The sequence below is a fragment of the Piscinibacter sp. XHJ-5 genome (assembly GCF_029855045.1).
Classification (GTDB): domain Bacteria; phylum Pseudomonadota; class Gammaproteobacteria; order Burkholderiales; family Burkholderiaceae_C; genus Albitalea.
Window position 1 is genome coordinate 1,279,188 of record NZ_CP123228.1, and the last position, 12,027, is coordinate 1,291,214.

A 12,027-nucleotide genomic window follows, 5' to 3' on the forward strand; every position below is an offset into this window, starting at 1 on the left:
CTCAGTCGCTGTCTCAGGCGGCCTGGAAGATCACCGCGTTGTCGGTCGGCACGTCGAGCTCGGGGTCGTGGATGAACATGATCGGAAGTCCGACGAGCGAGGCGATGTCCTTGCCCGAATTGAGCCCGTTCACGCGCGGCGGCTTGTACTGGCCCGTGCGCCGATGCTCCGGGTTGGACTCGATGCCGAAGCCGATGTAGCCGCCCGGCTTGACGATGCGCTTGCACTCGGCGATGAGGCGCTCGGGCTCGCTGCTGTAGCTCACCACCCAGCCGAGGATCACGGCATCGAAGTGCGCGGCCGGGTATTCGGTCTTGTGCATGTCGCCGACATCGATCATGTCGCTGTACGAGAACAGGTCGAGTCCGCGCACGTTGCGCATTCCGAGCGACTTGGCCCAGTAGATGTCGTCCTCGGTGCGCGGTCCGACGATCAGCACGCGCGCGTCGCGCCGGTTGCGCAGGGCCGCGGCCGTGGGGTACAGCAGCAGCGACATCCGGTTCGCCATGCCGAAGCCGGCGCGGGTGTCCAGCGCCATCAGGTTGTGGTCGATCGTGTGCGCGCCGACGCCGCTGGTCTGCGAGGCGGCCATGCGCGTCCTGCCCTTCAGGAAGCGGTAGCGCATCCAGCAGTAGTAGTTGCGCACGACGTCGATCTTCAGGATCTCGTAGTAGAGCTTTGCCAGTCGGCCTTGGGCAGCGGTCATGTCTTGCTTGGCTGGGGTTGTCGTGATCACAGGTACTGCGCGTACACGTCCTTGGAGTGCTGCATCAGCTGCGCGAGGCCGGGATGCGAGACGCGCTTGAGGACGGCCTTCGGGTAGATCGCGCCGAACAGCGAATTGCTGAACTGCAGCTGCAGGATCAGCCGCGAGTGGCCGGAAACCGCCTTGCCCTTGTGCAGGCCGCGGGTGTCCTCGACGATGACGGTGCCGCGCGGCGCGGCGAACTCGACCTGCCGCGCCTGGCCGTAGTGGCCGAGCACCTCCTCGTCCGAAAGGCGCACGTAGCCGCGGCGCAGCATGCTCGGCGGTATTCCGCCCGTGCGGTGCGATCCCTCGATGAACGAGTGCGGTCCGTCCTGCGGACCCACGTCGGTGAGGTAGATGAAGATCTTCAGCCACTTGATGCGGTCGAGATCGAAGTGGTAGAACTGCGCCGCCTCGCTGTCCGGTTGCGCATGAAAGGCGGTGTGCCACCACATCGACAACACGTCCGCGCGCGGGCGGGTCCCCAGATAGGCCTGGGCGAGCGCCAGCAGCGACGGATCGGACAGCAGCGCCTGCACATCGGCGTTGTCCAGCAGGGCCTCGGGGGGATAGTCGTACCGCACGGCGAGCGGACGCTGCGGGTCGAACAGCGCCATGCGCGGCGCCTGCCCGAGGGGCTCGTGATCCATGCGGCGCACTTGCGCCGGCGTCTCCAGCGCGAACTTCATCAGCCGCTCGCACATGTCGGGCGGCAGCGCCGCGCGAAACGTCGCGTAGCCGCGCTCGCGCAGCTCGCCGAGGCGGCCTCGCATGGCGTCGCCGCGCAGGTCACCGAGCACGCCGACCGGGTTCGCGAGCTCGAGCGGGCGCGAGCGAAGCCGGATCGCCGCGCTCAGGAAGTCGTTGAAGCGTCCGCCGGTGGCGCAGAACAGCTGGATCAGCGCCTGGTGGGCCCAGGGATCGGTCGCCCCCGTGCGCCGGTAGCGCAGCAGCGCGAGGGGGAAGCGCGCCAGGTTCACCAGCGACCTGACGAAGGTGCGCAACGCTTTCATGGGGTGCTCCAGGTCGGTTCGCTGCCCGGCAATGCGGCGGCCCCGGAAGGCGCCCCGAGGAGGCCCTGGACGAACGAATCGAAGCCCGGGAGGGCGGCGAGACGCTCGAAGGCCTGGGCGATCGCATCGGCGCTCGCCTCGGTGTCGTGGCTCTCGCGCCAGGCGGCGAGCATCGCGTCGCGCAGGGCGATCTGCTCACGCGGCAGGTTGAGGTTGTGCATCACGTAGAACTGCAGCGCCTGCTCGCGCAGCACCTTCGGATCGCCGGACAGCTGCAGCGCCTGGCGCAGCAGCTTCACGTACCCGTCCCGGTCGGTGGCCGTGCGGCAGAAGTCGAATGCCACATGAGGATGACGCGCGCAGGCAATCGACGGCACGCCGAGGTACGCCATCTCGTGGGCGATGGTTCCGTAGACGGTGACCGCGCACGCCATGCCGGCGTCGACCAGCTGCCGGTTCGTCACGCCGGACGGGATGAGCTGCATGTCGGGAAAGCGTTGCTTCAGCTCGCCGATCACGCTGTCGCTCAGTGCGATCTGGTTCGGGTGCGGCTTGACCAGGAACTTGATCGATGCCGCGCGCAGCGTCTCGATGGTGCAGCAGGTCCATTCCCAGAAGTCGGGGAACACCAGGTCGGCGTAGATGTGCGGGCTGTCGTAGAAGTCGTGCAGGAAGACGACCACCGCGCCGCTCGCGTCGGGGACCTCCGCGGTCGTCGTGCGGTAGGCCGACGACGCCATGTAGAACGTGGCGCTGTCGATGCCTCCGGACAGGCGCAGCTCCAGCTGCCGACGGGCTTCCTCCATCAGCGCGTCGCGGTTCGGCACGGCGTCGAAATCCCGCCGATAGCGGACGGCGTCGCGGGTGTGGAAGGTGTCGTCCAGGCTCAGCTCCTTGCCGAACTGCTGGAAGTTGCCGAAGCACACCACGCGTGTGCCCTCCTGCAGCGCGACGCGTGCGGCGATGCCGTGCTGCACATAGGTGGTGTAGGACGCGAGGTACAGCCGAGGACGCACCGAACCGAAGTAGCGGCGGGCACGCCGCACGTCGCGATGGGCCTGCCACAGCAGGTAGAACAGGAAGGGATCGTCCAGGCGGATGCGCGGCGAGGGCCTGAAGCGCAAATACGTGTCGAGCACGAGGTCGCCGCATGTCACGCCGTCGACCTGCAGCGCCTCGAGCTGCGCCACCGATCGCGCAGCTTTCCAGATCCGCCAGCTTCGCCACGCGTCGATCGCGTCGCCGAGGGGGTGTCGCAGCGACGTGCTCCGGTAGCCCACGCGGTCGGTGACCACGTCGTACAGCCGCACCCACTGATTCGCGACCAGGCGGCCGAGCGGGAAGGAGCGCATCAGCATCGTCTTCCAGCCGGCGCCCACGCGGGCATTGACCGAGCGCGGGACGTACAGGTCGATGGCCGGCTCGGCGCGCGCGCGAAGCGCGTGGCAAAGGCGCGTGAACAGGCCGAGGTAGAACGGATCCTCGACGCACTGCACGACGATGCCGGCGTCGCCGCGCGCCGGGCGTGTCGGCCGCAGCGGCAGCAGCCGCGCATGCAGCCCGCGTGCCCGGGGATCGTCGGGCAGGCGGTGGAACAGCGCGCGAACCGATGCTGCGAGCTTCACCGCGGCTCCACCTGATCGACGAGCAGGTCCCACGACAGCGGAGTCCCGCGGGCCACGTCGCGAACGACCCGCGCGCCCAGCGCCCGCTCGAGGTACTTCGGCGGCAGTCCCTTGCCGGGCCGGATGGCGCGCAGCGACCGGGCGTCCAGCACCTCGCCTGCCTTCATGTCGCGAACGATGTAGAGCGTGCGGCGGAACACCTTGGACGCCTCCTCCGCCGCTGTCGCGCCGTAGAAGACCTGCCCCAGCGCCTGCCAGGCCCGCTCGGTCTCGACCACCAGGCTTTCCATCTCCTGCGGCTCCAGCGAGAAGGTGGAGTCGACGCCGCCGTCGGCGCGCCGCAGGGTGAAGTGCTTCTCGATCACGGTGGCGCCGAGCGCGACGCTGGCGACCGACACGCCGACGCCCATGGTGTGGTCGGACAGGCCGACCTCGCAACCGAACAGCTGGCGCAGGTGAGGAATCGTCAGGATGTTGGTGTTCTTCGGCGTGGCGGGATAGGTGCTGGTGCACTTGAGCAGCACCAGATCGCGGCAACCTGCCTCGCGCGCGGCGCGCACCGTCTCGTCGAGCTCTGCGAGCGTCGCCATGCCGGTGGAAATGATCATCGGCTTGCCGGTCGCCGCCACGCGCCGGATCAGCGGCAGATCGGTGTTCTCGAACGAGGCGATCTTGTAGCAGGGCACGTCGAGCGTCTCGAGGAAGTCGACGGCGCTGGCATCGAACGGCGTGCTGAACGGAATCATGCCGAGCTTGCGCGCGTGGGCGAAGATCGGCTCGTGCCATTCCCATGGCGTGTACGCCTCGGCGTACAGCTTGTACAGGCTGGTGCCCTTCCACAGGCTGTTCTTGTCGGAGATGAAGAACTCGCCCTCGTCGAGGTCGAGCGTCATCGTGTCCGGCGTGTAGGTCTGGATCTTCAGCCCGTGCGCGCCGCTGGCGGCGGCCGCCTCGACGATGGCCAGGGCGCGTTCCAGCGACTGGTTGTGGTTGCCCGACATCTCGGCGATGACGAAGGGCGCGGCCGCAGGGCCGATCTCTCTGTGGGCGATGCGAAACATGGTCTCACTCTGTGGGTCAACGGGTCATTCGATGCGGCGGCCGATCTCGAACGCCTCGGCTGCCTCGCAGCCGGCGGTGGCGCCGCGCCAGCGGGCCAGGTGCTCGAGTGCCTGCACGGAACGGGCGTGCGGGAACGGCCGCATCTCGCTGGCGTAGGCCTGCAGCGCATCGAGCTTGCGCTGCAGCGTCGAGCCGATGTCGACGAACAGGTTCGGCCGGAACGGCGCCATCGAGGACGCCGGCCGCCATTCGGTGCTCGAGGCCACCTCGAAGAACAGCAGCTCGCGCACGCAGCTGCCGGGCAGGGGTCGGCAGGCGGCGACGGCCGCCTGATGGACGATGCCGTGGTCGACATTGACGTCGCCCAGGTGATGGGTGAGCACCCGTGATGGCTGCACGCGGGCCATCTCGTCCTCGATGCGCTTGACGACGTCGAGCAGCTCGACCCCGTCCATGCGGTTGTCGGCGAAGGCCTCCAGCTGAACCGATGCGGCGCCGAGGATGGAGGCCGCACGTCGGGCCGACGTTTCGAGGGCGGACAGCTCCTCGGTCCGCGCCGAGCGGTCACGCGCCACGGAGCGGCTCGTCGCGCCCTCGGCGAGGATCAGGATGTGGACCTGCCAGCCTTGGTCGGCCATGCGTGCGATGGTTCCGCCGCAGCCGAGCACCTCGTCGTCGGGATGGGCAGCCAGCACCAGAGCGGTCTTCATGGCGTCTCCTTGCGCGGCGAGAGCGTGATGCGAACGTCGGCGTCGACGCCGTCGTGGGACAGCCGCGAGCGGCGGAACTCGAGGCGCAGGTCGCCGACCTGCAGGAAGGCGGGCGGATAGCCGTCGGCGTCGAGCATGCGGATGTGGTCGTGCACCTGCTCCAGCCGCGCCAGGCCGGACAGGTCGCCGTCCTCGGGACGGCGTCGGCGAAAGATGACCGGCTCGCCCTGCTGATCCACCGGGCGGATGGATTGCTCGACGATCTCCAGGATCATGTCCTTCATGAGGCGAGCCGCGCGCAGGAAGATCTCCTCGGCCGCACCGTTGAGCGACAGCGGCTTCTTCAGGTAGATCGGTCCCGCATCGAGCTCGCGCGTGCAGCGCAGCGCACTGAGCTGAGTCGTCTCGATGCCCCGCACGATCAGGTTCTGCAGGGGGCTGCCGCCGCGGCCGAAAGGCAGGTCGGTCATGTGGAACACGACGCACTCGAAGCGCTCGTGGACCTCGGCGGGAATGATCCAGGACCAGTGCGGCAGGAACACGTACTGGGGAGCGATGGCGCTCAAGGCCTGCGCCGAGAGCTCGGACTTCTGCCGCAGGCGCACGACCTCGAGCCGGGGCACGGCGCGCAGCTGCCGCTCGAGCCCGTCGTAGCGCGCATGCGGGGTGGCGATGACGATGACGCGGCGATCAGTCATCTCGTGCCTCCCGTACCCAATGCGCACCCTCTTCGTGGAAGCCGGCCGCCGCGAAGGCGCGCCGCGACGCGTGGTTGCGGGGGTCGATCACGGCGCGCAGGCGCCGCGGGCCGGTGCAGCGCTCGGCAGTCCATCGACGCGCGGCATCGAGCAGGGGCGCGCCCAGCCCGAGGCCGGTCAGGGCCGGATCCAGGTAGATCGACACCGTCGCGGCATCGTCCTCGTGGTCGAGGCGCACCACGCCGATCCCCGTCGCGCCGAGATGCGCGATCAGCAGCGATCGCCGCGGGTCGGCGACGGCGGCATGCCACCAGTCGAGGTGCCGCGCCAGCGGGAGCGGGCGCGGATCGGTGAAGTAGCGACGCGTCGACTCGGCATTGCGCCAGGCCCATGCCGCTTCGCCGTCCGACTCGCGTGCCGGACGCAGCGCCACGTCGTCCGCGCTCATCGCAGCGGCGACGCGAAACGCGCCGAGGCCGTCGACCAGGCGGGCGCAGCGCTGCCCCATGCGCTTCAGCAGGGAGGGACGCGCCAGGAGGCGCTGCAGCAACGCAGCCAGGTCGGCGGCGGCGAGCGCTTCGGCGCGGCCGATGGACACGCCGGTGCGCTGGCGCGCGAGCAGGCGCAGGTTGTCGCGCTGGTTGGCTGCGATCTCCGTCATCACCGCGGGCAGCGCCAGGCAGCAGCGTTCCCAGTTGATGGTCCCCGCGGCGCAGACGAGCAGGTCCGCTTCTGCCATCAGCGAGGCGATGTCCTCGCTGTCGACGTGCAGTGTGCAGCCCGGCAGCGCGCTGCAGCGCGCGCGCAGCAGCGCCAGCTTCGGGCTGTGAGCTCCCACCGCGATGTCGAGGGCGGGTCGTTCGGGACCCAAGGCCTGCCAGGCGTCGAGGATTCGCGGCAGCACGCCTTGCGGGTCGGCGCCGCCGACGCACGCCAGCATGCGCCGCACCGCGCCGTCACGGGCGGGCAGGCGGGAGGCCTGCTCGCGAAAGGCCTTGCGCAGCAGCGCGTGCCGCGGTCCCAGCAGCAGGCGGCAGCCCGCCGGGACACGGTCGCGATACCGGTCGGGCCGAGGCTGGAGGTTCTGGTCGACCAGCCACTCGGCCCGGTGCGGCCGGTTCGCGAGGTCGTCGATGACCAGCAGGCGCGCGGCATGCGGCGCCTGGACGGTCTCCCAGCGCTCGTCAATGCCGTAGTGATCGACGACCAGCCATTCGGGTCGAACGCCTCCGAGCACGCGCGCCGTCTCGTCGGCATCCTGGCGCCAGTCGGCGCCGAGCCAGCGCGCCTCAGGCGCCGCGACGCTGGCGTCGCCCGCGGGCAGCAGGTGCAGGCGAAAGCCCTTCGCCTCGATGGCCGCGCCGAGATGGCCGTCGTGCGGACGGCAGATGAAGTGCACCTCCCGGCCGAGCGCGCGAAGCTCGTGGGCCAGTGCGAGACAGCGCACGACATGGCCCGATCCGATGACGGTGCCGCCGTCCACCCGGAAGGCGACGCGGCGGGGGAGCGTTCCTACCATGCGGTCCAGCCTCCATCCACGGCAAGGTCGGCGCCGGTGACGTACGAGGCGGCATCGGACAGCAGGAACAGCGCCGGGCCGGCCAGCTCGCGAGCATCGCCGATGCGTCCCAGCGGTGTCTTCGCGCACAGCTGCGCGTGGAACTCGGGCGCGGACTGCGCAATGGCCGGCGGCGGGAACGGACCCGGGCTGATGCTGTTCACGCGGATGCCGTCGGGACCGAGGTGAGCGGCCAGATACCGGGTGAGCTGAAGCAGGCCGGCTTTCGCGGCGCCGTAGAAGGGAGGGTTGTTCTTCCCGGAGGTGCCGTAGATGCGCGGATCGGGGCTGACGTGCCCGTACATCGATGCGATGTTGACGATCGAGGCGCCGCCCGCGACCTCGCGGGCCGTGCGCCTGAGCATCGGCAGCGCGGCCTGGATCAGCGCGAAGGGCCCGGCCAGGTTCTGCCTGCAGGCCAGGTCGAAGTCGGCGTCGGTGGCGGTCTCTACCGTTGCCGCCTGCCCGCCGTAGGCGCAGTTGACGATGCCGGCCAGGCGGTCGTTGCCGGCGCACAGCGCAGCGATGGCGTCTCGGCATTCCTGTGGTGCGCCGACATCGAAGGCCAGGGTTTCGCAGCTGCCGCCCAGCGCTCGCAGCGCCTGCGCCGATGCTTCGAGCCTGCCTGGCGTGCGTCCCGCGAGCACGGCGATGCCGCCGGCGGCGGCGATCGCCTGCACGATCGGCGTGCCGAGGTGGCCGCTGGCGCCGGTCACCAGGATGCGGCGGCCGTCGAGTCGGAAGCGTTGGAGAGCGGTGTCCGTCGTCATGCCGGCTCCCATTGCGCCGGGTCGAGCAGGGCCACCGGAAGCGGCGGCAGGCTGGCATCGATGCGCTGGATGTCGTCGGGGGACAGTGCCGGCCGCTGCGCATGGGCGAGGTTGGACCGCAGCTGCTGCAGGTTCTCCATGCCGACCACCACGCTGGTGACCCATGGCAGGCCGCGCACGTAGGCCATGCAGAGGTCGGTGCGATCGATGCGGTCGAGCGTCGCGACCCAGTGGTCGAGGATCTTGCACAGCTGCTCGGCGTCGACGCCCGGCACGCGGACCCAGCGCTGCGCCGGCAGCGTGAGCAGGCCCTGCAAGAGGACGCTGCGCGCATGGACCACGACGTCCGGCCGCGCTCGCAAGGCGGCCAGCAGCTCGCCGTCGCGCCACCGCGCGTCGAGCAGGTTCACCGGGCACTGCAGGTGCTCGATGTCCGGATCGCCCAGGGCGGCCAGCGCCTGGGGCACGTCGGACACGCTCGCGCCCAGATGCGCGACGACACCCTTGCGCTTCAGCTCCAGCAGGCGATGCCAGGCGGCCTCGGCGAAGGCGTGTCGATGCGACCACCGGTGCAGCAGCAGGGTGTCGATGCAGCGGGTCTGCAGCGCATGAGCGGATGCGAACACGCTGGCATCGACGGCACAGCGAACCGACGCCGCGCCGGCATCGGGTGGCAGCTGCTTGTCGAGCACGTCGAGCTTGGTCACCACCCGGACCCGGTCGCGCAGTCCCGCCTGCAGCGCCCGCCCGATGCGCGCTTCGGCCACGCCGTAGGCACGGGCCGTGTCCAACGCCGTGATGCCCGCTTCGGCGGCCAGACGCAGCACGTCGGCGCACTCCTGCTCGGACGGCAGGCCCTGGGGGTTGGCGATGCCGTACGGCAGCCCCAGCTGCACGGTGCCCAGCGTGAGCGCACTGTGGACGCGCCCGCCTGCGTCGCAGCGGTACGGCACGCGCGGCGTGCGCTGCAGCTCGTTCGCATCGGCCAGACGCTCGACCAGCGAACGCCACGGCGACCGCACGGCATCGCCGAGGCCCTCGAACACCGGCAGCAGCCGTTCGTAGTCGGCGAAGCTGTCGAGCGTGCAGCGAAGCCGGGACCAATGGGCAGGGGCATCGGCCACCACGTGCAGGCCGCACGACGCGTGGCGGCGGATCCACGGCGTGACGTGCTCGCGGTCGGCGGCCGTTGCCGCTTCGCGCGCGGCACGGCGCAGCGACGCCGTGGTGAACACCTCGGCGCTCATGCCGTAGGGCAGGCCGTCCTGCGGGGAGCCGGTGGCCACATAGTCGAGTCCGCGCTGCTCGAAATCGTCGAGCAGCGTCTGCACGAAGGCGCCGTCCGGAAAGACGTTGTCGGCCGTCAGCCGCACGACCCTCGCCTGTGAAGGCAGCGCCTGCGTGGCCTGGACGAAGCGTTGCAGCACATCGTCGTGCGGGCCGCGCACGCACACGATCCCGGCGCGCTCGAGCTCGGCGGCAAGCGCGTCGTCGGCCGGCCGGTCGGAAGTCGCGACGACGACCGGCAGCCCGGTGTTCGCCGCCCGCTGCGCGCACAGCACCGCGCTCGACTTCCCGCCCAGCGGCAGCAGGGCCTTGGCCGGCAAACGGCTCGACGCCAGCCTCGACTGGATCACGACGAGGACCGCAGGCGCGAGGGTCATGGGGACGACAGTCGGGCGGCCCCGACGATGCGCTGCAGTGCCGCGACGACGCGGTCCTGCAGCTCGTCGGTCAGGTCGAAGTAGATCGGCAGGCTGATGGCGCCCGCGTAATAGGCTTCGGCGTTCGGAAAGTCGCCCCGCTGGAATCCGAAGCGACGATAGTCGGGCTGCAGGTGCACCGGGATGTAGTGCACGTTCACCGCAATGCCGGCAGCACGCAGTTCCTCGAAGACACGCTTGCGATCGGTGCTGTCGCGCAGCACGACGGGATACAGGTGGAGCGCCGAACGTGCGTCCGGCGACCGGAAGGGCAGGACGAGCGGCAGTTCCTTCAGCAGGCGGTCGTAGCGCTCGGCGATCGCGTGACGGCGTGCGACGAATTCGTCGATGCGGCGCATCTGGCTGGTGCCCAGCACGGCCTGCAGGTCGGTCAGCCGATAGTTGTAGCCGAGCGCGACCTGCTGGTAGTACCACGGCCCTTCGCTGTCGCCCTGCATCAGGGCGGCGTCGCGTGTCATGCCGTGGCTGCGGTACAGCTGCATCGAGCGGGCGAGCGCGGGATCGTTGGTGAGCGCCATGCCGCCTTCGGCCGTGGTGACGATCTTCACCGGATGGAAGCTGAACACCGTGATGTCGGAAAAGCGGCAGCCGCCCACCGGCAACCCGAGGTAGCTGCCCCCGACCGCGTGCGACGCATCCTCGATGACCCGGAAGCCGTAGCGGCGCGCCAGCGTGCCTATGGCCTGCATGTCGCAGGACTGGCCGGCGAAGTGCACCGCCACGACGACCTTGGGCAGGCGGCCGGCGCGCTCGGCGGCTTCGAGCTTGTGCGCCAGTGCGGCCGGGCACAGGTTGTACGTGCGCGGATCGATGTCGACGAAGTCGACGTCGGCCCCGCAGTAGCGCGCACAGTTGGCCGAGGCGAGAAAGGTGTTCGGCGACGTCCACAGCAGGTCGCCGGGTCCCAGCTCCAGGGCCATGCAGGCGATGTGCAGCGCCGAGGTGGCGCTGTTGACGGCGACCGCGTGCTGCGCCTGGGCGTATCCGGCGACCGCGCGCTCGAACGCCGGCACGGCCGGGCCCTGCGTCAGGAAGTCGGAGCGCAGGACGGCGACGACCGCCTCGACATCCTCGTCGGAGATGTGCTGCCGGCCGTAGGGAATCATTCCATGGCCTCGCCGTTGAACCGCACGATCTCGCCCACGCTCAGGAAGTGCGGGTTGCTGCCCGAGTTGTATTCGAACCCGGCCGGCACCGGGCGCCCCGTCTCGCCGGCCGCGTTGGCCGTGTAGTCGATGTCGGCGTGGTGGAACTTGATCGTGGGACGAAGCACGTAGTGGTCGGCGAACTCCAGCGTGAGATGCGAGTCGTCGGACGGGCACATGATCTCGTGCAGCTTCTCGCCGGGCCGGATGCCGATCACGCGGATCGGCATGTCGGGCGCCATGGCGCGCGCCAGGTCGGTGATGCGGATCGAAGGGATCTTCGGCACGAAGATCTCGCCGCCCCACATGCGCGTGAAGTTGCGAAGCACGAAGTCGACGCCTTGCTGCAGGCTGATCCAGAAGCGCGTCATGCTTTCGTGCGTGATCGGCAGCTCGTGCGCCCGCTCGGCGATCAGCTTGGCGAAGAAGGGCACCACCGAGCCGCGTGAGCCGACGACGTTGCCGTAGCGCACGACGGCAAACGAGGGTCCGTCCTTGCCCACGACGTTGTTCGCGGCCACGAACAGCTTGTCGGATGCCAGCTTGGTGGCGCCGTACAGGTTGATCGGATTGGCGGCCTTGTCCGTCGACAACGCGATGACCTTGTTCACGCCCGCCTCGATGGACGCCGCGATGACGTTCTCCGCGCCGTGGATGTTGGTCTTGATGCACTCCATCGGGTTGTATTCGGCGGCAGGGACCTGCTTGAGCGCGGCGGCGTGGATGACGTAGTCGACGCCGCGCATGGCCTGCGTCAGCCGCTGGCGATCGCGCACGTCGCCGATGAAGTAGCGCATCGCAGGGTGGCTGTACTCCTGCTGCATCTCGTACTGCTTCAGCTCGTCGCGCGAGTACACGATGATGCGGCGCGGCTGGTAGTCGCGCAGCAGGGTCTGGACGTACTTCTTGCCGAACGAGCCGGTGCCGCCGGTGATGAGGATGGACTTGCCGTTGAACATGCTGTTTTCCGTGAG

The 12,027-nt window shown here is 69.7% G+C and carries 11 protein-coding genes; all 11 read right to left on the reverse strand.

The window, feature by feature from the left end:
- Positions 1 to 13: 13 nt before the first annotated feature.
- Genes P7V53_RS06090 through pseB form a run of 11 tightly spaced genes read right to left on the reverse strand, consistent with a single transcriptional unit; the run spans position 14 to position 12,012 of the window.
- Positions 14 to 706: a methyltransferase domain-containing protein gene (locus tag P7V53_RS06090; protein WP_280154585.1), complete on the reverse strand. Its 693-nt coding sequence runs from the start codon at positions 704 to 706 to the stop codon at positions 14 to 16.
- Between the two features lie 26 nt (positions 707 to 732).
- The gene (locus tag P7V53_RS06095) at positions 733 to 1,761 is read right to left on the reverse strand and encodes a phytanoyl-CoA dioxygenase family protein (RefSeq protein ID WP_280154586.1); all 1,029 of its coding nucleotides are present in this window, start codon (positions 1,759 to 1,761) and stop codon (positions 733 to 735) included.
- Complete coding sequence (locus P7V53_RS06100; RefSeq protein WP_280154587.1) at positions 1,758 to 3,386, reverse strand: hypothetical protein; 1,629 nt, start codon at positions 3,384 to 3,386, stop codon at positions 1,758 to 1,760. Before P7V53_RS06100 ends, P7V53_RS06095 begins: the two co-directional genes overlap by 4 nt.
- Entirely contained in the window at positions 3,383 to 4,447 is a 1,065-nt protein-coding gene (gene pseI, locus P7V53_RS06105; RefSeq protein ID WP_280154588.1) for a pseudaminic acid synthase, read from the reverse strand. Before pseI ends, P7V53_RS06100 begins: the two co-directional genes overlap by 4 nt.
- A gap of 24 nt (positions 4,448 to 4,471) precedes the next feature.
- Positions 4,472 to 5,158, reverse strand: coding sequence for a PIG-L family deacetylase (locus tag P7V53_RS06110; RefSeq protein WP_280154589.1), 687 nt, complete (start codon positions 5,156 to 5,158; stop codon positions 4,472 to 4,474).
- Positions 5,155 to 5,856 carry a hypothetical protein gene (locus tag P7V53_RS06115; protein WP_280154590.1) on the reverse strand — a complete coding sequence of 234 codons (702 nt, stop codon included), beginning with the start codon at positions 5,854 to 5,856 and terminating at the stop codon, positions 5,155 to 5,157. Before P7V53_RS06115 ends, P7V53_RS06110 begins: the two co-directional genes overlap by 4 nt.
- Positions 5,849 to 7,375 carry a UDP-2,4-diacetamido-2,4,6-trideoxy-beta-L-altropyranose hydrolase gene (gene pseG, locus P7V53_RS06120; RefSeq protein ID WP_280154591.1) on the reverse strand — a complete coding sequence of 509 codons (1,527 nt, stop codon included), beginning with the start codon at positions 7,373 to 7,375 and terminating at the stop codon, positions 5,849 to 5,851. Before pseG ends, P7V53_RS06115 begins: the two co-directional genes overlap by 8 nt.
- On the reverse strand, positions 7,369 to 8,184 hold the full coding sequence (locus P7V53_RS06125) for an SDR family oxidoreductase (RefSeq protein WP_280154592.1): 816 nt from the start codon (positions 8,182 to 8,184) through the stop codon (positions 7,369 to 7,371). Before P7V53_RS06125 ends, pseG begins: the two co-directional genes overlap by 7 nt.
- Positions 8,181 to 9,848: an aldo/keto reductase gene (locus tag P7V53_RS06130; RefSeq protein WP_280154593.1), complete on the reverse strand. Its 1,668-nt coding sequence runs from the start codon at positions 9,846 to 9,848 to the stop codon at positions 8,181 to 8,183. The genes P7V53_RS06125 and P7V53_RS06130 overlap by 4 nt, the downstream gene beginning before the upstream one ends.
- Complete coding sequence (pseC, locus tag P7V53_RS06135; protein WP_280154594.1) at positions 9,845 to 11,014, reverse strand: UDP-4-amino-4,6-dideoxy-N-acetyl-beta-L-altrosamine transaminase; 1,170 nt, start codon at positions 11,012 to 11,014, stop codon at positions 9,845 to 9,847. The genes P7V53_RS06130 and pseC overlap by 4 nt, the downstream gene beginning before the upstream one ends.
- On the reverse strand, positions 11,011 to 12,012 hold the full coding sequence (gene pseB, locus P7V53_RS06140) for a UDP-N-acetylglucosamine 4,6-dehydratase (inverting) (RefSeq protein WP_280154595.1): 1,002 nt from the start codon (positions 12,010 to 12,012) through the stop codon (positions 11,011 to 11,013). The genes pseC and pseB overlap by 4 nt, the downstream gene beginning before the upstream one ends.
- Positions 12,013 to 12,027: the final 15 nt, after the last annotated feature.